The sequence below is a fragment of the Streptomyces sp. NPDC096176 genome, from assembly GCF_044763255.1.
Taxonomy (GTDB): domain Bacteria; phylum Actinomycetota; class Actinomycetes; order Streptomycetales; family Streptomycetaceae; genus Streptomyces.
The window spans coordinates 629,034-649,476 of sequence record NZ_JBIWFV010000002.1 but is presented as its reverse complement, the minus strand read 5'-3'; the positions used below and the strand labels follow the sequence as shown (position 1 = coordinate 649,476).

At 68.0% G+C, this 20,443-nt stretch carries 18 protein-coding genes and 1 pseudogene; 7 read left to right on the top strand and 12 right to left on the bottom strand.

The window, feature by feature from the left end:
* Positions 1-15: 15 nt before the first annotated feature.
* Positions 16-177, top strand: a pseudogene (locus ACIQ7Q_RS08210) (carboxyl transferase domain-containing protein); the annotation flags it as partial.
* A gap of 214 nt (positions 178-391) precedes the next feature.
* Here ACIQ7Q_RS08210 and ACIQ7Q_RS08205 read toward each other — a convergent pair.
* From ACIQ7Q_RS08205 to ACIQ7Q_RS08150, 12 genes are all read right to left on the bottom strand, one after another.
* A complete protein-coding gene (locus tag ACIQ7Q_RS08205) occupies positions 392-3,706 on the bottom strand; it encodes a BTAD domain-containing putative transcriptional regulator (RefSeq protein ID WP_403857808.1) in 3,315 nt (1,104 codons plus the stop codon).
* 5 nt (positions 3,707-3,711) lie between these two features.
* A complete protein-coding gene (locus tag ACIQ7Q_RS08200; RefSeq protein ID WP_403857806.1) occupies positions 3,712-4,137 on the bottom strand; it encodes a pilus assembly protein TadG-related protein in 426 nt (141 codons plus the stop codon).
* On the bottom strand, positions 4,137-4,559 hold the full coding sequence (locus ACIQ7Q_RS08195; protein ID WP_403857804.1) for a TadE/TadG family type IV pilus assembly protein: 423 nt from the start codon (positions 4,557-4,559) through the stop codon (positions 4,137-4,139). The genes ACIQ7Q_RS08200 and ACIQ7Q_RS08195 overlap by 1 nt, the downstream gene beginning before the upstream one ends.
* Before the next feature lies 1 nt (position 4,560).
* Positions 4,561-4,938: a TadE family protein gene (locus tag ACIQ7Q_RS08190; protein ID WP_403857802.1), complete on the bottom strand. Its 378-nt coding sequence runs from the start codon at positions 4,936-4,938 to the stop codon at positions 4,561-4,563.
* Positions 4,939-4,967: 29 nt separating this feature from the next.
* On the bottom strand, positions 4,968-5,192 hold the full coding sequence (locus tag ACIQ7Q_RS08185; RefSeq protein WP_403857800.1) for a hypothetical protein: 225 nt from the start codon (positions 5,190-5,192) through the stop codon (positions 4,968-4,970).
* A 78-nt stretch (positions 5,193-5,270) separates the two neighbouring features.
* Positions 5,271-6,158 (bottom strand): hypothetical protein, encoded by an 888-nt coding sequence (locus ACIQ7Q_RS08180; protein WP_403857798.1) that lies wholly within the window; start codon positions 6,156-6,158, stop codon positions 5,271-5,273.
* Positions 6,155-7,066, bottom strand: a complete 912-nt coding sequence (locus tag ACIQ7Q_RS08175; protein ID WP_403857796.1) for a type II secretion system F family protein — start codon at positions 7,064-7,066, stop codon at positions 6,155-6,157. Before ACIQ7Q_RS08175 ends, ACIQ7Q_RS08180 begins: the two co-directional genes overlap by 4 nt.
* The gene (locus ACIQ7Q_RS08170; protein WP_403857794.1) at positions 7,063-8,583 is read right to left on the bottom strand and encodes a CpaF family protein; all 1,521 of its coding nucleotides are present in this window, start codon (positions 8,581-8,583) and stop codon (positions 7,063-7,065) included. The genes ACIQ7Q_RS08175 and ACIQ7Q_RS08170 overlap by 4 nt, the downstream gene beginning before the upstream one ends.
* A complete protein-coding gene (locus ACIQ7Q_RS08165) occupies positions 8,573-9,409 on the bottom strand; it encodes a hypothetical protein (protein WP_403857792.1) in 837 nt (278 codons plus the stop codon). Before ACIQ7Q_RS08165 ends, ACIQ7Q_RS08170 begins: the two co-directional genes overlap by 11 nt.
* Positions 9,409-10,098: an SAF domain-containing protein gene (locus ACIQ7Q_RS08160; RefSeq protein WP_403857790.1), complete on the bottom strand. Its 690-nt coding sequence runs from the start codon at positions 10,096-10,098 to the stop codon at positions 9,409-9,411. The genes ACIQ7Q_RS08165 and ACIQ7Q_RS08160 overlap by 1 nt, the downstream gene beginning before the upstream one ends.
* 40 nt (positions 10,099-10,138) lie before the next feature.
* On the bottom strand, positions 10,139-11,092 hold the full coding sequence (locus ACIQ7Q_RS08155; RefSeq protein WP_403857788.1) for a hypothetical protein: 954 nt from the start codon (positions 11,090-11,092) through the stop codon (positions 10,139-10,141).
* Positions 11,086-11,661: a hypothetical protein gene (locus tag ACIQ7Q_RS08150; protein ID WP_403857787.1), complete on the bottom strand. Its 576-nt coding sequence runs from the start codon at positions 11,659-11,661 to the stop codon at positions 11,086-11,088. Before ACIQ7Q_RS08150 ends, ACIQ7Q_RS08155 begins: the two co-directional genes overlap by 7 nt.
* 465 nt (positions 11,662-12,126) lie before the next feature.
* On the opposite strand from ACIQ7Q_RS08150, the gene ACIQ7Q_RS08145 reads away from it, so the two are divergent.
* The 6 genes from ACIQ7Q_RS08145 to ACIQ7Q_RS08120 all read left to right on the top strand — a co-directional run bounded on the left by ACIQ7Q_RS08145 (position 12,127) and on the right by ACIQ7Q_RS08120 (position 20,443).
* Complete coding sequence (locus tag ACIQ7Q_RS08145) at positions 12,127-12,972, top strand: hypothetical protein (RefSeq protein ID WP_403857785.1); 846 nt, start codon at positions 12,127-12,129, stop codon at positions 12,970-12,972.
* A gap of 228 nt (positions 12,973-13,200) precedes the next feature.
* Positions 13,201-14,394: a hypothetical protein gene (locus ACIQ7Q_RS08140; protein ID WP_403857783.1), complete on the top strand. Its 1,194-nt coding sequence runs from the start codon at positions 13,201-13,203 to the stop codon at positions 14,392-14,394.
* 33 nt (positions 14,395-14,427) lie between these two features.
* A complete protein-coding gene (locus tag ACIQ7Q_RS08135; protein WP_403857781.1) occupies positions 14,428-14,802 on the top strand; it encodes a hypothetical protein in 375 nt (124 codons plus the stop codon).
* A complete protein-coding gene (locus ACIQ7Q_RS08130; protein WP_403857779.1) occupies positions 14,799-15,398 on the top strand; it encodes a hypothetical protein in 600 nt (199 codons plus the stop codon). The genes ACIQ7Q_RS08135 and ACIQ7Q_RS08130 overlap by 4 nt, the downstream gene beginning before the upstream one ends.
* A 33-nt stretch (positions 15,399-15,431) precedes the next feature.
* Positions 15,432-18,053: an ATP-binding protein gene (locus tag ACIQ7Q_RS08125; protein WP_403857777.1), complete on the top strand. Its 2,622-nt coding sequence runs from the start codon at positions 15,432-15,434 to the stop codon at positions 18,051-18,053.
* The gene (locus ACIQ7Q_RS08120) at positions 18,050-20,443 is read left to right on the top strand and encodes a hypothetical protein (RefSeq protein WP_403857775.1); all 2,394 of its coding nucleotides are present in this window, start codon (positions 18,050-18,052) and stop codon (positions 20,441-20,443) included. The genes ACIQ7Q_RS08125 and ACIQ7Q_RS08120 overlap by 4 nt, the downstream gene beginning before the upstream one ends.

Below are 20,443 nucleotides of genomic sequence, written 5' to 3'. Positions count from 1 at the left end.
GGAGTGGGGAGCTGAAAGAGCGAGCTGGTGCACCCCGATTACGCGGCCGAGCGGGGCCTGGTCGACGACGTCATCGACCCGCGCGACACCCGGCAGGTGCTCAGTCGCGCGGTGTACATGCTCGCCTCCAAGACCGCCGACGTTCCGAGCCGCAAGCACGGCAACCCGCCCCAGTAGGTCACCATGCGGGGTGCCATGTTCCCTCGGGGCCAACCTCCTTCAGGCACATGTACCACGGCCGAAAGTGCAAAGAAGCCGCAGGCCAGATTCTGGCCTGCGGTTTCGGGCGGAACCGAGCCGACTTCGGGGTACGAACGCCGGACCTGCGCAGGGCACCTGCGCCGTCTTCATGGTTCACCGGCAGATGTCGCGCGGCCGGCTCTTCTCCCGCTCAGGCGGCGGAGCTGCTGTCCATGTCCGGAATGGTCGCCAGCAGTTCCCGCAGCAGATCGATGGTCTCGTCCGCGGCATCGGTGCCGAGTTCCTCGTTGAGACGGTTGAGCCGATCTGCGGCCTCGAGGATCGCGGTGCGGTCGCCCACCGCCGCATGCGCACGGAACAGATCCCGCGAAAGCAGTTCGCTCTCCGGAGATGCAGCCAAGCCTCGCGTCGCCGCCGCGACCGCTCCGGTGTGGTCGCCTGCCGCAAGGCAGCGACTCGCCAGTTCATGCGCAACGTCCACGATCGCCGACAGCATGTCGTGGAACATGGCGTCCGCCCAGAGGTAGTTGCGCGGATTGGTGGCGGCGAACGGACTGCCCTGGACCAGCGCCAGGGCCTTCGCCAGAGCGGCATCGGCTGCTTCACCCTTGGCATGCATGCCGTCCCGGTACAACTCCTGGAAGTCCGACCAATCACAGCGCACGGAAGACGCAAACATGTAGCGGCCGTCCGAGACGAAGGGGAGGTACGCCTGCCCGCCAACCCATGCCCGCAGCTTGCTCATATTGGAGTTGCGCAGCGAGTGGCCGACCTGGCGCCCGGGCCAGATCGCCTCGTCGAGGGCATGGTGCTCCAGACCCGGGTGCAGCACGAGCCATGCTGCCATCTCGGTCAGTCGGCCGCGGCGGTTGGGCTCGACAGGACCTTCTGCGGAGACCAATTCCACTTTGCCGAGTACACGGACGTACGGCGCCGCGGGAGCAGGCAGCGAAGCCGAGATCATTTCGGCGACAGGTAGGCCCGTGCCTTCCTCGTGCTCGTCAGCGGGATCCAGGTCCGGAACCGCCGCCACAGTCAGTGCCACACGGGGGTCCTCAGGCCGCGCCCATGCCGGCGTCGGCTCGTCCCCGGAACGGCCGGTGATGTCCATGAGCCCCAACAGGCCTTCGTACTGGGCAGGTTCAAGTCGCTGGAGCGCTACCTCGAGCTCGGTTTCGGGGAGCCCGATCACGACGTCGGGTGCCGCCGCCATGGTCCAGGTACCCGGAACAGCGAGCGCCTCATCGGCGCTCGTCACTGCCGCCAGCGAGGTTCGCGGCTGGGCCCCGATCAGGTCCACCAGATCGAGGGCGCTCTCGTCCGCCTCCGTGAGCGGCAGCGAGCAGAGAACGATCTGCGGGGCCCACGCATCCGCCCCCGTGGCGAGCAACCGCGCTTCGCGCAGGCTCTCTGCACCGCTCTCCGCAAGCGCACCGCGCTGTGCCGCGTCATGTCCGCGCAGCCCGGCGATGGCCGAGGCCAGGGTTGCATGGTGGACGACGCGGCCGGGGAACGCCGCTGTCAGCTCCTGGCCGAAGCCGACCAGCCGGATCGTGTGCTCCGCGTGAAGTGAGTCGGAAGCCAACTCAACGGCCAGGGCGAGGAGTACGGCCCGAACGTCGTCCTCGTCGCCATCGAGCCGGAGCATGCCGATGCGTTCGAGGTCGACGAGCACCGGATGTCCGTCGGAACTGGTGCCGAGACTGATCAGCGCGGGGTACGGCAACGCGGTGCAGGACGCCTCCTCGGCGGAGAGAAGCGAGTCCGTGTCCTTCGGGCACCACCAGATGTCGTCCCCGCTGATCACCGGTGTGAAGGGCCGCATCGCCGGAGCCGGCTCGGAGAGATGGAGGGCGGTCCCCTCCGGGGTGATGACGGCGGCGGTGATCGGCGGAAGGGCGCTGTCGTCCTCTGCCAGGCCGGCGGCAAGAGTGCGCAGCGCGCGATCCAGCAGGTCGAGGCCCTCGGGCACGTCCGCTGAGGCCGCGCGCATCTCCCGCTCGAGTGCCGCGGCTTCACCTTCGGGCAGTGAGATTCGGCGTCGGGGGCGACGCCGACGTTGCTGAACGATCCGTCGGACACCGAGCACGCCGAGGACGCCGGCGGCGAGCAGGGCGCCGAACCCTGCGACGGTCCGGATGGCCCCGTCCTCGTCTTCCTCCCCGTCCTCGGCCGTGTCGACGGTGTCCGACTCGCCCGTCTTCTCGTTCCCGGCCGACGCCGACGGCTTTCCCTCACCCGCGGACGGGGCGTCGTCGGGCTTCGCGGTCTCATCGGGCTGAGCGGGCGCGGGCCCTTCGCCCTTTCCGCCCTCTTCCGGTTTGGCGGTTTCCTCGGGCTTCGCGGTCTCCTCGGGCCTGGCGATCTCTTCCGGCTTCGCGGTCTCTTCCGGCTTCGCGGTCTCCTCCGGCTTCGCGGTCTCCTCCGGCTTCGCGGTCTCCTCCGGCTTCGCGGTTTCGGTCGGCCCGCCGGCCTCCCCTCGCTCGGCACCACCCGCACCGTCTGCGCCACCGGTTTCACCCGAGTCATCGGCGCCACCCGTATCCCCGGGCTTCGCCGACTCGGCCGGTTCTGAGGGCACTGTCGGCTCCGAAGGCCTCTCTTCGCCTGGCTCGGGCGTGTTCCCGTCGTCGGAGGCGTCGGCCCCCGCCTCAGGGAGCTGCAGTTTCTGTCCCGGAAAAATGAGGTTGGGGTCGGTGAACGTACCGCCGCCCGGCTGCGGAGCGCCCCGGTTGAGATCGAAGATCTCGGTGTAGCGGGCGGGGTCGCCGAATTCGCGGTCCGCGATCGAGCCCAACGAGTCGCCGGGACGCACAATGACGGTCTCCTGGACAGGCGCCGCGCTGGTGCCTCCCGGCATACGGAGCTTCCAACCGGGCTGGAGGAATCCCTGCGCGTGGAAGACGCTGCCGTCGGTCATCACGCGGCCTTCGTTGAGCGCGGCGATCTCGTGCCAGCGGTTTCCGTCGCCCATCCGGCTCTCAGCGATGCTCCACAGGCTCTCGGCAGGCCGGGTGTCCCGCACCGTGTAGGTGTTCTCGTGTGCCGCCCGGTCCACGGCTCGGGCCTCCGATGCGCTCGTGGCGTCGGAGGCCCGGGCCTGGGTGTAGGACTGCGACACCGTGGTCGGTGCCGCGGCAGGCGCCGCGAAGGCCGCGCCGGCGGTCGGCAGGAGCACAAGGATGCCGCCGATCAGCGAGGCGGCGGCCCGCTGGCTCGTCCCGAGCCCGCTCACCCGCCGCGCGGTGCGGCCGCGCAACTGGGCGGGAATCTCCAGTAGTACGGCAACAGTGAAGCCTGCCCAGCCGATCCACCCCGCGGCGGCGAGCAGGAGCAGGAAGGCACCTCCGGTGTCCTGACGCGAGAACAGATGAGTCAGGTCGTCCAGACCACTGTCCAGAAAAAGCCCGGTGGCCCACCACAGCAGCACGGGGAGGCCGAACACCAGAACGATCAGTAGGGCCAGACTCAGCAGAGCTCTCAGCAGATGACGGAGTGTACGCATCGCGATCAGGCTCCTTCCGGGGCGACGACACCGTGGATCAGCGTGGCCTGCCCGTGCCCGGTGACCGGCATGGAGCCGACGCCGACGACGCTCAGGAAGCGTGTGGCGTACGTCGTGTCCACGCGGACGGTGAGGGTCTTCCCGTCACCGGAGACGGTCACCGAGCCGGTGACCCCGGCTTTGTTGAGATAGGCGGTGGCGGCGGCGCGCGCGCCGGCGGGGTCGACAACGACAGCATTGCCGGGAATTGCCTGGCCGGGGTCGATGGCCTGGCCTCCTGCCCTCGCTGCTTCCATGGCGATGGCGTCGGCGCGTTCAGTGGCTCGCAGCTTTCCGCCACCGTCCACCACGACGCCGATGACGGCCAGCAGTGCCACGGTGATGATGGCGCAGTAGATGGCTATTCCGCCGCGGTCGTCACACGCACGCATCAGTTGCGCTCCCGGTAGGCATCGACCGCCGAGGTGAAGGTCGAACTGAGTGTCTGACTGCCGGGCGCTCCCGGCAGCACCAGATCGGACAGCGGAACGGTGCAGCGGACGGTCACGGTCACCGTGCCGACCGTGCCGAGCGGGGCGTTGAGCCCTGAGGCGTCCACCGAGACAGCGGTTCCGGCGCACTTGAGGCCCTGGTCCGCCAGCGTCTCGTTGGCCGCCGCGTAGGCATTGGCCTGGGCCGTCCCTGCGGTGCGCGCGATGGATGCTTCGCGTGCTGCGTCCTCTGCGGCGGCGTCCACCTTGCTGCCGGCGGTCACCACGCGGCCGGCAGCAAGTGCCATGCACAGGAACATGATCATCAATGGTGTGACGATCGCCGCCTGGATCGCCTCACTGCCCCGGTCGTCCCAGTTCAATTCATCCCCCGGTCGTCCAGCGTTCCACCGGCCCGGACGCGCTCTGTGTGATGGTCAGGCCCGGAACCCCAGGCAGCAACGACGGTGCGGTACCCGAAACCTGTATGCGGATGCGCTCGGCCGAACTGCCCGCTGTCGACACGGTCGGGCCGAGCAGGCTGTTGCCCGCGACACGGTCGAGCACGTCCTGAGCGCGCGCCGCGCCGGCGCCCGGGCCTGATTCGTAGACCCGGGCGGCGGCCACACCCTCCCTTGCAGCGGTGAGAGCCACATTGCGGGCGTAATACCACATCGACGCCTGGACGACCGCGATCGTCAGCAGGATGACGAACGGGAAGACGATCGCCATCTGGATCGATGTGTCGCCGCGATCGTCCAAAGGCCGGCGCGCGACGGCCGGACGGTGCACTAGATGCCCGCCAGCCGGCCGTTGTACCTGGCGACGATCACAGCGATGGTGCCGGCGATCAGCAGGGCGCCGGCGACGGCGGCGACCCAGATGATCACTGTGGTGATGCTGATGTCGCCGCGCTCGGGGTCCTGGGTGCCGCGCTCAACGCGCTCCGCCAGGACAGCGAGCACGATGGCCAGGGATGCGCCGGCCCGAGTCGTGAGCCTGTTGAACATTTCCATAAAGACAACCCCCTTGTTGTTCGGACCGTCAACTCTGCGTCTTCGCGAGCTGGTTGACTGCCTAAATGTTCTGTCTGGTTACGTGGTCAGGATATTGATCACGGCCGGGAAAGCGACAAGCAGCATCACGAGCACCGCCAGCAACGCGCCCGGAGCGGTCATCTTCTCGCTGTTCTCGTTCGCTTCGGTCGCCTGCTTCGACAGCAGTTCTACCCGCAGCGATTTGGCCCTCGCCCTCAGCGTCGTGTAGACCGCCGCACCGTCGTGCGCCGACATTCGCATGATCTCGGCGACATCCTCCAGGACCGGCAGGTCGAGCTCTTCGGTGAGCTGCACCAGAGCCTCCCACGGTGGGATCTTGTCGACGCGTGCCCGCAGCATCGCCTCTTGGAGCCTGGTGAAGGCCCAGCCCTTGCCGATTGCGGCAGCCCGCTCCAGCGCTTCGGTGGGGCCCGAGTCGGCGGCTCGCTTGAGCGCTACAAGATCGAGATAGGCGGCCACCGCGTGGGCGAACTCCTCGCGCGCCCGGATGGCCTGATCCCGTACGGACAGGTCGGGAATGAACCACAGCAGGCCGCCCAGTCCGAGCCCCACCACGACGGGGATGTAGAACGGTACGCCCAGGCCCATCAGCGTCCAGGCGCCCACAAGCAGCGGAGGGATCAGCAGACCGAAGCCGGCCAGGGCGGACTTGAGAAGCAGGAAGCGCTCGGCCGACTGTCCGACCAGCGCCAAGTCCTTGCGTGGAATGGTGACGCCGGGAAGGCCTTGCAGGTTCTCCAAGAGCCATGCGCCCCACTTGTCGTCGCGGTTGGCCGGGGCGAGGGCTGCATCCTCGAGTGCGGAGGTGTTGAGCCGGCGCACTGCGGCGGCCAGATCCGGCTGCGGCCGGACGAGCTCGCGCACGAGCAGGGCGAGACCTCCACCGACAGCGAGGCCCGCGAAAATCGCGGCGGGCGGGATCACGAGACCTCCTGGAGCGGATCGGGCAGTTCCGGCAGCTTGACCCGGCTGCGGGGATCGGCGATGAGGAATCGCGGCACCGGCTTGTGGTCGGCGAGAGAGCGCATCCAGGCCAGGACCCCTGCGAAGCCGGCCGCAAGCAGGCCCAGTACGAGCTGGCCGAGGAACGTGCCGTAGGGAGCGGTGTAGCTGGGGGTGAGAAATCCGGCCCCGACTACGCACAGCGTGATGATGGTCATCCACCGCACGGTCGTGCGCGGCTTGGCCCGGTCGGCCTCGATCTGTCGGCGTTTGGCGACCTCTTCCCGTACTGCCTCGGACAGATCCTCGAGCGCCTGAGCAAGTCCCGGGCCTCGGTCGGATGCGCAGAGAATCAGGGAGGCCAGGACCTTGTCCGCCGTGACATCGTCGAGCGCGTCCGCGAAGGACTCCAACGCTTCGGCCGGTCGCCAGCCGACCTGCAACCGGTCGGCGAGATCGGCGATCTCGTGTTCGAGGTCACTGGGCGCACCCCGGCGGCTGGCGATCATCGCCTGCTCCAGGCCCATGCCGAGGCGCAGCACATCGGAAAGGCGCTGGGTCCATTCCCCGAGTGCCTCCAGCTTGTCGATGCGTACGGAGGCGTTCTTGGTGGGGGACAGCAGCCAGGGCACGCCGACAACGGTGAGTCCCGCGAGGACACCGCCCACGAAGACACCGCTGAACAGCCATACGCCCAGACCGATGACTGCAGCAGCGGCCCAGCGGGTCCGGCGCCGCATGGACGCCTCGTGATCGGCACCCCCGCCCTTGCCCCGTGCGAAACGCCGGGGCGTCCGCGGGGCGGTCGTTCCGACGAAACCGGCCACCACTCCTACCAGGCCGCCGACGGTGGCCAGCCCTGCGAGCACCCACAACAGCATTGTGCTCATCCGGCCATCACACGAAGATCCAGCGGACGCTGCCAGGAGCCGCGCGGGTTGTCGAGGAGATGACCGGGAAAGCCGACCCGCACAAGATCCTCCAGGCAAGCGGGGTGCATATGCGGTACGGCCCTCGGCTCACCGGGCGCCGGGGCGAAGATCCTGTTGGTGGCGGGCCGGCCGTTCTCGCCCATGCCCGTGACCTCCAGGACGTGCGAGACGAACCTGTGCCGCTTGCCTTCGATCCGGGTCTCGTCCCGCATGGACACGAAGACGATGAAGTCGAGGCCGTTGGCCGCCTGGCGGTAGGCGAGTTGTTCGGTCATGTTGGCCTGAGCCAGGAGATACAGCTCGGCGATGCGGTCGAAGACGATCTCAGGACGGCGGGCGTGGATCGTGCAGAGGTTGCCGCCCTTTCCATTGGTCATCGCCTGCATCATCGCGACGATCTCCTGACCACGGACCTCCCCGACGACCACCCGGGACAGTGACATGCGCAGTGCCCGGTGGATGAGGTCGAGCAGGGTGATCTCACCCGCGCCACGGCCGTCCGACCCGCGCTCGCCGTTGGACTCCCGGGACTCCATCGGCACGACTTGACGATGGAAGTTGTTAGTGTGGGCGAAGAGTTCGAACTCGGTCTCGATGGTGGCGAAACGCTCGTCCGGGTCGATCTCCTTGAGCAGCGCACGCAGGAGCGACGTCTTGCCCACCGCCTGCTCGCCGGTGATCATGATGTTCTTCTCGGCTCGCACGGCGGCGGAGAGAAAGGCCGCCAGGGTCTCGTCGATGGCCCCGAGCTGAACCATGCCGGCCAGGTCCACGTCCTTGACGCGATGCCGGCGGATGGTGACGAACGTCTTCGGCGTGACCCCGGTGACAGCCTGCAGGCGGGACCCGTCCGCGAGGCGCAGGGCGAGGAACGGGTCGGCGGTGGAAAGGGTGCGCTCGCTCTGGCCGTTGCGCCGAGCCAGATCCCGGAGCATGTCCTGCAGTTCCTCGTCGGATTCCGCTACGGGCGCGGCACGGACCCGGTGGCTGTCGCCGTAGTCGAGCCACACGTCGTCGTAGCCGTTGATGAGGATGTTCTCGACCCGCTCGTCGTCCAGGTAGGGCTGGAGACGGCCGGCCCGGAACAGCATGTCGTACACGGCCGCGGCAAGGGCGGTGTCCTCTGCCTTGGTGGTGCTCGCACCGCGTTCGACGGCGATGGCGTCCGACCAGACAGCGACAGCCTCGTTGATCAGAGCCCGGCCGCGCTGTGCCTGTGACTCCAGGCCCATCCGGCCGGAGGACTTGATCTCCTGCGCGAGACGGTCGGCGACGCCCTTCTTGATCTCTCCGGCGACGCGATAGTCAACAGTGATCTGCGGAAGCGCGTTCTCGCCGAGCGCACGGAAGGAGGACGCCCCCGTCGGCTCGCTCCCGGCGGCCGGCGCAGCGCCGAACCGCCCGAGGATCACGGTGCGTTCGGCGGTGGGCTCGGCATGCACCCCAGGGTTCGGGTGCAGGGGATTAGCGCGCACGGGCCGGCTCCTCTCCTCCGTAGGGTCCCGAAGGCCGCGGCGCGAGACGGTCACGGCGAAGCAGCACGCGCTGCCGCAGCGGACCGGTGACCGAGCGGGCAGCGCGCATCAGATCGGAGCGCGCGAAGCGGCTACCGCCGTCCGCTCCGTCGGACAGCACCGCGGCCTGCTGCGGCCGCCATGGCATCGCGCCCAGAACCGGCGCGTGCAGCACCTTCTCGACCTCACTCGGTTTGTACGGCCCGCTCTCGACCAGGAGCACGGCGAGTGCGTCGGCACCGGTTCCACCGGGTCCGGCCAACTCCTTGCGCAGCGTCTCGGCTCGCACCTGTGCGCTCTGGACACCGCGCACGGTGTTGCGGACCACCAGCACCACGACGTCCGCACGTCTGGCCAGTACGGCGGAGGCGCCGAACGCGCCACGTCGACCGAGGTCGACCAGGACGTCGTGATCGTGATCCTCGATCCTGGCGAAGAGTTCGGCGAGGCTCCCCCATGCGGGGTCGAGACCCGCTGCCTGCGCGGGATCGGTGATCCCCGGGAGAAGCAGCCGCGTGTGGCTCTCGTCCTCGGAGAGGTCGACCAACTGCCGCCAGAACGCCTCGACCAGTTGATCCTTGCGCGAAGCCACGGCCAGATTGCGCAGTCCGTAGCGGGAGTCCATACGGCCCTGGAGAGCGCCGGCGAGCACGGCACCGCCGTCCGGGTCGCACTCGGCCAGGATCAGTCGCCGCCCCGGCTCCACGGGCCAGGCCAGCAGCAGCGCAAGTGCTGTGCTGGTCACCCCCGGAGCTCCGGTGCTACCGACGAAAGCGATCACTGACATCAGGAACCGCTCCCGCTCTTCACCACGATGGCGACCCGGCCGGTGGCGGCACGCGCCGCAAGCGGTGGACCGTCCGTCGCCGGTACGGCCACGTCGACCGTGACGATCCCCGTCGCGTCGGCAGCCTTGCCGACCGACACGACGGTGGCCGCAATGGTCTGGGGCGGGGCCGACGCCACGTCTTCGTCCTGGCCCGGTGTGCTGACGATGAGTACCTTGCGTCCGGGGAACAGCCCGGACGTGGGGCGTTGGGACGGCTTGAGGGATATACCGACCAGTGTGTCACCCTGCGCCAGCAGGGACTTGTCCGTGACCTGGTCGCGGGCGAGCAGTGAACCCGGCGTCAGCTCGACCGCAGCACGCTTGCCGACGACACTCTGCCTGTCTGCTGCCTTGACCGGCTTGAGCGCCGGGTCGAGAGAGATGGACGCCTCGGTGAGATCGCTCTCCTCGATCACCTCACCGGCCGGTACCTCACGGGCGATCGCGAGCACCTCCGTCCGCTCCCCGGTCGCCGTGAACAGCACCGCGCCCGAGAGGCCTCCGGCTGCGGTCAGCGCGAGGGACAGCGCGATGAGCGCCGGCCGTCGCCGTCGCTGCTTCAAGGCCCGCGGCGGTGCCACGGGGGTGTGGGCGGAGCCGCCGCTCCCGCCCTGGACGGGTGGGGCGGCGGTCTTCGTCCTGCTCAATTCGTGCCTCCAGCAGATCTGTTGCTGCTCATGCTCGCCACTAGCCCACGACCTGGAGTTCGCCGATGGCGATCTCGGTGTCGGACTCCCGGATCTCGGTCAGCTCCCCGGTCTCGCCACCGCCCTCCCAATGGATGGTCCAGGTGGCAGTCGTGGTGATCTTGTACTTGTTGCCGCTCTTGCCCTTGGAGGTGCGGCTGTAGACGTGACCGCAGTCGGGCGACTTCCGCTTGCCGTAGTCGGCCTTGTACGGCGTGCCGGGCTTGGTGCAGGTGACGGAGGTGCCGTCGCCCATGTTCCAGACGACCTTCTCCACCTTTGCGGATGCGGTGACGGTGACAGCTCCCGCGGAAGCGGTCACGGTCTGTGGTCCGGTGGTGGTCTCGCCCTCGTTGTTCCACATCCACACCGGAAGACCGACCAGGCCCGTCTTGCCGGGTTCGGGGACGATGCCGATGTCCGGCCCGTTCAGCGTCATCTGCTCGACGGCGCGCTGAGCGACCTCCGCCGGGGTGACCGTTGGGGCCGCGCCAAGTTCACCGTCGGGGAAGAACGTGTCACGGGGGACGAATGTGCCCGCGCCTTCGTAATCGAAATCAGGGCACAAGGTCGGACGGTAAATGGCGCCCTCGCTGGGCTTGTTGTCACCCCAGACGAGGGCATCGGCCGGCGGCTGGGGATCCACCAGCAGCCAGTAGCACGTGTTGCCGCCCCAGTCGCCGAGTCCCGGAACGGAGCACGGGATCTCCTCTCCGTTCGCCCGTCGGCACCCGCTCGAGGAGCCGCCGTCGCCCGACCCGCCGCCCGACCCGCCGCCTCCCGGGTCGCTGTCTCCGGTATCGCCAGGGTCCTCAGCCGTCACATCACACTTAGGTGCACTGGGCGGGCACTTGACAGGGTCGGCGGCGGTTGCCGCCTGCGGTCCGGCGAGCATCAGGCCACCGGAGGCCAGGAGCACGAGGGCGGCGCGCAGGATGCGCGCTCCGCTCAACATGTCCTGTCCTTGTCAATGGTGTAGTCGGAGATCCGCCACTCGGTGCCACCCGCCTTCGCGGTGGTGGCCGTGGCGGTCCAGGGACGCCGGTTGTCGTCCTCTGCCACTGCGACAGGTTTGCCCGAGGTACGCTTGACCAGGACGTAATCCGTCGTATCAACGCAGTCGCTGATCGTGGCCGTGTAGGGGTCGGACTTGACGTCGATTGCGGTCACCTTCGGGGTCACCTTCGGCTTCCCCTTGAACGTGAGACCACGTCCGTTGTAGTAGGTGAAGGCGCTGATGACGTTCTTGGCGGCCTCGCCGGTCGTGTAGTCGCCGAGCCGGGCGTTCTCCATGCTGCCCGTGGAATAGGCCTTGACCTGGGCGTCCCACATGCCGCGGTATGCGGCCAGGGCCCCGCGCTCTGCCGCCGACCTCTCCTTCTGCTCCTTGCCCTGCGCGGTGCTGCTCGCCTTGGGCGGACCGGGTTCCTCCTCACCCGACGAGCTGCAGCCCGTCAGCAGCAGGAGTACAGCCGCGGCCGCACCTGTGCAGGCTTTCAGGGCAGCGTTCTCCCCGTGCGCCATCAGACCCCCTTGGTCATGCGACGTAACGCTTCTTCTGCGTCTGTAAAGTGACCCGCCGTCATTCTGTATCAAACACTGCCGCCACTACGGTGCTGTTCTGTCACAACCGTGTGCCCCTGTGGTCACAAAAAGTCGCTACGGGTGCACAGTTGGGGCAGACTTCGATCATCTCATGGGTCTCTGAGACCACTTGGACAACCGTGCCACACCGGCGGAGCCGGGTCGCGCGGATATCCAGTGCCGCCCGACCACCGGGACCTCGGCCGTAGGCCTCCTCCAACAAGATCAGGTGCCCGCGCCAATATCCGTGTGACAGCGCCGAGTTGACCGGCCAAGATCTTGACCGGCCCGCGTCCGGCAGCGTTTTCCCTGGACCGCATGGGTGCCGCCGGTGGTCCCGGAAGCAGACAAGGGGGGAGTGGAACCATGGTCATGTTCCGCAGCACGACACAGGGGGGACCATCCGTGCGCAACGAAACCGCCCGCACCCACACCCAGGGACTTGTCGCCCGCCTCAACGCCGAGTGGGCACTGCTGAGTCAGGACGAGACCGCGTTGCTCAGCGTGCCTGACTGGTACGGGGAAGGGGAGTTCACCGGCCCGCAGCACGTGCTCGATGCCTTGCGTGCCTGCCAGGACCACACCGGCCAGGACCGCCTTCTGTTGCCTGCCCTGCGCGCGGCGGTCGTCGGCGGCCCCGGGTCTCAGCTCGCCGCACGCATGGTCGTACAGGCGATGCTGCCGAAGGCGATACGCATAGCCCGTAGCCAGATGAGTCCGCAGTACGGCTGGGAGGAGACGATCTCTCTGACGATCGGCGCCTTGTACGAGGTCATACGGACGTACCCCGTCGACCGGCGGGTGGAGCGCATTGCCGCCAACCTGGCCCTCGACACGCTGCGGCTGACGCACCGTCTGATCGATGCGGAAGCGGACGCTGTGCCGCTGGAGGGCGGGACCGCCACCCGGCTCACCGCACCTGACACCTGCCCGGCCTCACAAGCAGAACTGACCTTGCTGCTCGCGCAGGCGGGCGAGTACCGGCTGCTCGCCGACGACGAGCCCGGCCGGGTCAACGGGTGGGACGCCCGCGCGGAGCTCGTCGAACTCCTCGTATGGGCGCTGGACACCGGTGCCCTCGACGTGGAGGACGCCCGTCTGATCACCCGCTACTACCGGGACGGTCCCACTCCTGACCTGATCACTCCCGGGCCTTCGGACCGGGTGGGAGCCCGTCAGCGTCAGCGCCGGAGTCGGGCCGTCCGCCGCCTGGCGCACGCAGCTTCTGGCAGATTCGCGACAGCGAAGTGACAGGTCCGTGACACAAGTCACTCTAAATTTGGGTCCGTTGAGTGTCACACCAGTCCCGTCGGGAGCACCTCCCCCACGAGGAACCCAATTTCCCGCCCACCATCCCAGCCATCCGAGAAGCCCCGGAGGACCCGTGACCGCCATCCCCACCGCGTCCCTGGACGAGGGCGGACGCACTGGCGTCGATCCCCGGCGCTCGGTGCTGTGGACCGCCCATGGAGGCATGCGATGAAGCGCGGCCGGAAGCTCAAGACCAAGGAGCAGGAGAGGGAGCAGCAGCCGCCCGCAGGCCGCACGCCCGGCCGGGCGGCGCGCTACCAGGCACGGCCGTCGGAGGAGCTCGACGAGGTCAACGATGTCGATGAGCTCGACGAGGCCAACACCGGGTGGCAGCAGACCACGGCCAAGATGGCCGGCCTCACCAGGCTCGTCACCGTCGGCATCTGGGCACTGCTGCTGGCCGGCCCGGCCATCGGTCTCGTCGCGGTGGCCGCCAGCGGCTCTTCGGCTTCCGCGCCGCCCGCGACGAGCACGCAGAAGGCAACCCAGCCCTCGGCCACCGGACCTGCCGGCTTCGCGGAGCTTTACCTGGCGGCGTACATCTCGGCGGGCGAAGGCACAGAGGAGAGTCTCGCGCCGTACTATGCGGAGCCCGTGACGCTCGCCAACGAGCCGGGCTCGCGCACTGCCACCCGCGTCGTCACGGTGGCGGCCCAGCCGGTCAGCAAGGGCTATTGGGCCGTTACGGTCGCAGCGCATGTCTCGGCGAAGGACGCGACCGGCAAGACCGCGGACCAAGGTCTGCGTTACTACCGGGTCGGCGTTCAGGTCGCCGGGACACCCGAGGCCGGCGGTGCGGCGAAACCCGCGAAGTCCGGCGGCGGGCAGGCGCTCTACGCGGCGACCTCGCTGCCGGCCGAGGTCAACGCGCCGACTGCGGCGAGTCACGGAGACCTTGGTTACGGCTCCGACAGCGGCGTGAGTTCCAACGATCCGGTGGCCGACACGGTGAGCCGTTTCATCGCCGCGTACCTCACCAGTCAGGGGGAGTTGGGCCGCTATGTGTCCCCCGGTCTCCAGGTCGCACCGATCGTCCCGGCCCCCTACACATCGACGCTCGTCACCAGCCTCCGGGACGACCAGGAGGACGGGAGCGCCTCGGACGACGAATCCGTACCGGCGGACGGCGCACGGCGTCGTGTTCTGGCCACGGTGAGCGCCACGTCGGGAGACCAGGACTACACGCTCAACTACGCACTCACTCTGAGCACCCGGGACGGACGCTGGGAGGTCGCGGCGTTCGACATCGCGCCCGCCCTCTCCGCCGAACAGACTGGACCCGTGGCCGGGAGCGCCTCGCCGACGCCGAGCCCCGCCCCGACCCCGGACACCGCCTCCCCGTCGGCTCCCGCCGGGAACTGACAGAAACACAGCTCATCAACGAGGGGAACACACATGAGCTACGCGAGTACTGAAATGGTCCAGCTGGCCGCGAACGGCGACGTCTTCGATTGGCTCAAGGACACACTTGCCAACGTCAAGACGCTGGCCACCACGGCGGCCGGTGTGATGGCCATCGTCGCCACCGTCATGGCCTACTGGAAGACGCGTTCGTGGGCGGGCACGCTGACCGCGGCCATCCTCGGCGCAGTGGTCGTCTACGCCGTCGCGAACATGGATGACCTCAGCAACATGGTGGACAGCGAAGTGCCTGACGCGCCCGCGAAGGCGGCGAGCGTCAGCGTCGTCGACGGGGCGTCGGACCATGTCTCCGTGGCGGCGGTCCAGCAGTCTCTTGCGAACCCCGACAAGGGCGCTGACCTGGCGTGAGCAAGCCGGCTTCCGAGGAGGGGGTGCTGGTCGGGCGGTCCTACACCAGGGCACGCAAGCACCCCCTCGTCATCGGCAAACTCCCCGGTGGCGGGCGGATCCCGGGTGGCCCGTACACGATCACGCAGATCGTCACCATGGTGGTGGTCTTCGTGCTGCTACTGGCTCTCAGGGATCTGTGGGCGGTCTTCGGACTCGGTAACGCGTTCATCATGATCGCCGTCCCCTGGGGGCTCGCATGGATGGCGAGGTACGCGCGGATGGACGGCCGCGACCCTGCGCGGGCGCTCCTCGGTCTGATCACCTACGGCACCGCTCCGCCGGGTGGTCGGCTGGGCGGACGACCCCAGCGGCCGTTCCGGACGAAGCTGGTCACCGGCCAGGTGACCATCCGGCTGCGGCCACCGAACCCGGCGCAGGCGGCCGACGCCCCGTCGGCACAGCACGGCGGCACGGCACGACGAAACGTTACGACTGGTGCCGCGCAGACCGTCCCCGCCCAACGTCCCGCGGGCCGGTCCGCGGACCGGCCCGCCCCTGTGGCCCGGCCCCGCACCCGCCTCCAGGAACTGCTCGACGAAGCAGAACGGCAATGAACCGGCTCTGAACGGAAGGATGGACCACCTGCCATGCGCCTACCTGTGCGCCACATCAGCGGCAATCTGATCTGGACCACCAACGCAACAGTGTGGGCTGTGTGGCGGGTCGACTCCGACAACTACAGCCACGCTTCGCGGGCAGCCAAGCGCGAGCGGTTGAACGCGCTGGAAGCGCTGTTCAAGTCACTCAAGGGCGAGGCCCTGCTGCTCAGCCTCTGCCCGCAGGTGGACGCCGCGAGCGTGGTGACTCGTATGACGGCGGGCATCGACCTGGACGCCTCCCCGGAATACGTCGACCTCTCCCTGCGCGTTCTTGACGAGCTGGAGGAGATGGAGCTCTCGGGGAGGGTCGACTTCCTCGCGGTACCCATGAAGCACGCCGACTTCAAGCAGGCCGCCAAGTCGGTACTGTCGTCCGCCCATTACGAGGTGATGAGCGGCTTCGGCCTGCCCACGACGCCGATCGGAACGGCCGAGGAGGAACGACGGATAGAGCAGGCACGGCATCTGGCCGCAACCTGGCCGTCCGCCGTGCGCCTGCGGCCGGCAACGGAAGGGGAGATCCTGTGGATCTATGGGCACTGCGCCCGTCGGGGGCTGGCGGAACCACTCCTTCCTGAACAGGACGAGCCCCGCGGTGTGGTGGGCCGCGGCCGCGCCGTGACGGCGTACTCTGAGGTGATCCTTGACGAGGGCGGCCGCAGCGACGGCATCCAGGAGCGCCGTGGCGTGCCCATCAATCCCTTCCAGCACCGGTATGTGAAGGCGACGACCGAGTTCGGGGACAGCTACCAGTCCTTCTCCATCCTTTCCGAGATGCCGGACTCCTTCGCCTTCCCCGGCAGCGAGTACCTCGCAGCCCTGGACGACTTCGGCTTCCCGGTGGACTGGGCGGTGCGGTTGCACATCGAGCAAGGCTCCAAGGCGGAGCCCAAATCCCGCCGTCAGGCACGCGAACTGGCGCATCAGCGAACCGAGTACGACGGGGAGACTGCCGGGATTCCGGCCAGCCTGGACAAGGCCAGCGCCGCCCTGGACGACTACCGCTCCCGTCTCACCTCGTCGTCCACCGAGGTGGAGATCCGGGCGAGCGTCGTCACCTGCGTATGGGGCCCGACCCCCGAAGAAGCCGAGGAGAAGGCGTCCGCGCTGATCAATCACTTCGGTGGCAACGATTACACCCTGGTACGACCGATCGGCGAACAGGCGTCGCTGTTCCACAGCATGCTGCCCGGCACGCCCACGCCCCGGGTGATGAACGACTATGCGCAGTACCTGCTCGCCAGGGATTTCGCGATGGCGCTGCCCTTCTGCGGCCAGCAGCTCGGGGACGACGGCGGATCGCTCTACGGGCTGCAGCTAAACGGCGGTGGAGTGCGCCCGGTCCTGGTCGACTTCAGCCTCGGGCCCCGGCTGAACGCCTCGGCTTCTGCCGTGTTCATCGGAGAGCTGGGCTCGGGCAAGTCGGTGGCCATGAAGACGGCCATGTACTCGATCCTCACCACGGGCCGCCGTATCGGCCGGGCACGCAGCCGCGGCCGTGCACTGGCCATCGACCGTACGCCGCAGCAGGAGTGGGCCCGCTTCGCCCGCGCCTGCCCCGGTGAGACCCAGGTCATCACCGTGGACGAGGACGCCGAGGTGTCGCTGGACCCGCTGCGGGTATTCCGCGGTCCGCGTGCCGCCCGCTACACCGAGTCCTTCCTCACTCCCCTGCTGGACATCGCGTCGATGAGCACGGAGGGCGTCACCCTCGCGGATGCCATCGACGCCACGCACAAGTCGCCGAACCCCAGCATGCGACTCCTCATGGAGACCCTGGCGGAACGGGCCCAGACGCCGGACCCGAAGGACCCGGACGACCACAACGTCCGGGCGTCGGCGAGCGAACTGTCCCGCAAGCTCCGGTCACTGGCCAAGAAGGATCTGGGACGGGTGGTCTTCGACCCCGACCTGCCGGTCGTGGAGATCTCTGACGCCGACACGATCGTCTTTTCGGCCGCGAACATCGGGCTGCCCAAGAAGACGGAGCTGGAGGGCCATCGGCTTTCCAGCCTCGAGGTGGAGAAGAAGTTCGGCTGGCGGCTGATGTATCTGGTGGCCGCCCTGTGCCGGGAGGTCGCGTTCGCCGATCCCGAGGAGTTCGTCGGGGTCTTCCTCGACGAGTGCTGGTGGCTGACATCCTCGGCCGAAGGCACCGAACTGCTGCTGGAGATCATCAACGACGGCCGTAAGCACGGCTGCGGTGCCTTCGCCGGCTCTCACGATCCCTACGACGTCGGTCCGGCGAACTCCGAGTACGGAGAGAAGATCCGCGGTCTGGTCTCACACCGCTTCCTCTTCCGTCACCGCAACAAGCAACTGGCCGCACGGGGACTGGAGTTCCTCGGCCTGGACGGCGGCGACGCCCACCTGGTCAAGCTGGTGACCGAGAACCTGTCGCCGATCAATGTCTCGGACGACGAGCGGCTGCTGCGGGCAGGTGAATGCCTCTACTACGACCTGAAGAAGCGGATCGGTGGCATGAAGGTGCTCATCCCTGCCGACGAAGCGGCAGCCGAGGCCATCCACACCACTCCGGGGCGCGCAACGCTCGACGAGCCGGTGGAGGCTGCCGGGCCGGCAGAGGAAGACGAGGTAGCGACGATATGACGCTGCTCACGGGGGCGGTCCGGCAGCCGCGCTTCTGGTTGCGCCTGCTGGTCCTGGTGGCGGTTCCGCTCATGGTCACATTGCTGCTCGGGCAGCAGGCGTGGGCGGCGCCCGCGCCCGAAGACCCATGCAAGCCCAACCATTCGATACCGAACCTTGAATGCGAGCCACCGCCGCCGCCCAAGAACCTCGGCAAGGTGCTCGGCATTTTCGACGTCGTGGACGAGAACGGGGTGCCGCTCAGCGCCTACGGCCTCAACGTCGACCAGGGCGGCACTCTCGATGTGATCAGCAAGATCATTGCATTTCTCATCGGTCTCGGCTTCAACGTCATCAAGGTCGTGATCGGCTTCGCCTGCTGGCTCGTCGACTGGGCCTTGGGCTTCGGCCTTGCCAAAGCACTGCTCAACCCGGTGTCGGACATCGCCGGCACCATCAGGGCACAAGTGATCGACAATCTCGGTCTTCCAGGGCTCTTCCTGATGATCGTTGCCCTGTGGGGCGGGTACCACATTCTGTTCAAACGGCGGTCCAAGGGATGGTCCGAGATCGCCATGTCTCTCGTCATCGCTTCGATCGCCGGCGTGACGCTTGCGGACCCGGGCCGTGTGCTGATCGGCAACGCGGATGACTCCGGCGTGCTGGGGACTACGAAGCAATTCTCGATGCACATTGCTGATGTCGTACTCGATGACATGTGCAAAACCCCTCCGGCTCCTCCGCCGGGCGAGGAACCCAAGAAGAGGGAGGATCTCTCGACCACCTGCACCGACGAGGCGAAGAAGTCCTCGGAGGCGCAAGCGGTGAGCCGGCCGATCACCGACGGTCTGGTCGATGCCTTCGTCCAGCGTCCGGTCTGGGTTCTATACACGGGCAAGCCCATTGACAGTGCGTGCAGCGACGCGTACGGCAAATCCGTCCTTGTCCGGTACAACTTCAACCGCCTCGTCATGCCGAAGCTGATCGAGGAACAGAAAGACAAGGAAGACGGCTGGCTGAACGGCCTCCGCGAGGTGTTCAGCGAGGCATTCTCACTCGATGGACTGACGGACAGCCTGCTGCTCGCCACCGGCAACCCCTGGGCCATCTACACGGTGATCGAAGGAGAGCAGCAGGAGGCCGTCGAAAAACTCAAGAACGTGGCGGTCAACCACGACGCCTGGAAGCAGTACGTCGTACCGGCGGACGCACAAGTCAAGGAGAAATGTGGCGGCGCTGAGGGCCCCGTCGAGGACCAGCAGATAGCCGCCTCCGTGGACAACCTGATCAGCGTCTGGTTCATCGCGATCGCCGCGATCATCGTCGTATGTCTGGTACTTGCGGTCTCGATCACCTTCCTCGTCTCGCAGGTCTGGATGGCCGTCGAGGTCATCCGGGCACAGCCTGCCCTGGTCGCCGGCATCCTGCCGGGCGGTGGCCGGACGGTGATGTGGAACTGGGTCGCAGGCGTATTCCGGGTGGTCTTGGCGATCTTCCTTTCGGTGATGTTCCTGGTCTTCTTCCTCGTCATGGTGATCGCGCTGTTGAATGCCGACACCGGCGAGGTCATGACGGTCAAGTTCCTCGCCATCGACTTCCTCGCCCTGGCATTCCTGATGTTCCGCAAGAAGGTCACCGCGGCCGCCAAGACCATCTCCAAGAATCTCGGCGACAAGCTGAACTCGAGCACCGGAGGCGGCGGAGCCTCGGTCTTCAACGGCGCGGCGTCGGGCGGGCCCAAGGCACTGGACCAGCTCAAGAACGACGCGTCGACCCTGAGCAGTGTGGGCCGAGGGGCCCGCAGGCTGTGGGCCGGCAAGCCGGGGGGTGGTGCAGGCGGTGGCGGCGGCCAGGCCGGTGGCGACGGAACGGCCGGCAAGCCCAAGAAGAATCTCAAGCAACGCGTCCAGGGGGCCGTCAAGTTGGGCACCCAGGTGGCCGCAGCCGTCGGAACCGGAGGTACGACCGCCGCGGTGCAGGCAACCGCCAAGACCGCCCTGAAGAACCGGCTCAAGAACGCGGCGAAGAAGCGTCTGGAGAAGAACCGGGTCGGACGCGCCACGCTGGCGACCGCGCGCACCGGCCGCTACCTCGGCAAGGAAGCACCCATCACCCGCAGCCGGTTCAGGAATGCGGTCGCAGCCGAGCGGCGCAACCTCGAGGATGCCTCGCGGCCGCCGGCGGACAACAGTGCGCGGCGTACCCGCGACGCCCAGCGGGATGCCTCCAGGCGTATGCGTGACGCACGGAGTCAGACACGCGACGGTGGCCAGCGGTTGAACGGGGCCGTGAACGGACGGCGGAGCCAGCAGCGAAACCAGCGCCGCTCGTCTGGTTCGTCAGGTTCGTCCGGTGGAGGCAGGGGGCTCAACAACCGTCCCGGAAGGGCTGGTGGAGGTCGTGGCAGGTGA

Bases quoted from the DNA above. Each gene is read 5' to 3' on its own strand.
- ACIQ7Q_RS08125 (WP_403857777.1), top strand. From the start codon at position 15,432: ATGCGCCTACCTGTGCGCCACATCAGCGGCAATCTGATCTGGACCACC.
- ACIQ7Q_RS08175 (WP_403857796.1), bottom strand. From the start codon at position 7,066: ATGAGCACAATGCTGTTGTGGGTGCTCGCAGGGCTGGCCACCGTCGGC.
- ACIQ7Q_RS08135 (WP_403857781.1), top strand. From the start codon at position 14,428: ATGAGCTACGCGAGTACTGAAATGGTCCAGCTGGCCGCGAACGGCGAC.
- ACIQ7Q_RS08200 (WP_403857806.1), bottom strand. From the start codon at position 4,137: ATGCGTGCGTGTGACGACCGCGGCGGAATAGCCATCTACTGCGCCATC.
- ACIQ7Q_RS08155 (WP_403857788.1), bottom strand. From the start codon at position 11,092: ATGTTGAGCGGAGCGCGCATCCTGCGCGCCGCCCTCGTGCTCCTGGCC.
- ACIQ7Q_RS08120 (WP_403857775.1), top strand. From the start codon at position 18,050: ATGACGCTGCTCACGGGGGCGGTCCGGCAGCCGCGCTTCTGGTTGCGC.
- ACIQ7Q_RS08165 (WP_403857792.1), bottom strand. From the start codon at position 9,409: ATGTCAGTGATCGCTTTCGTCGGTAGCACCGGAGCTCCGGGGGTGACC.
- ACIQ7Q_RS08140 (WP_403857783.1), top strand. From the start codon at position 13,201: ATGAAGCGCGGCCGGAAGCTCAAGACCAAGGAGCAGGAGAGGGAGCAG.
- ACIQ7Q_RS08185 (WP_403857800.1), bottom strand. From the start codon at position 5,192: ATGGAAATGTTCAACAGGCTCACGACTCGGGCCGGCGCATCCCTGGCC.
- ACIQ7Q_RS08205 (WP_403857808.1), bottom strand. From the start codon at position 3,706: ATGCGTACACTCCGTCATCTGCTGAGAGCTCTGCTGAGTCTGGCCCTA.
- ACIQ7Q_RS08150 (WP_403857787.1), bottom strand. From the start codon at position 11,661: ATGGCGCACGGGGAGAACGCTGCCCTGAAAGCCTGCACAGGTGCGGCC.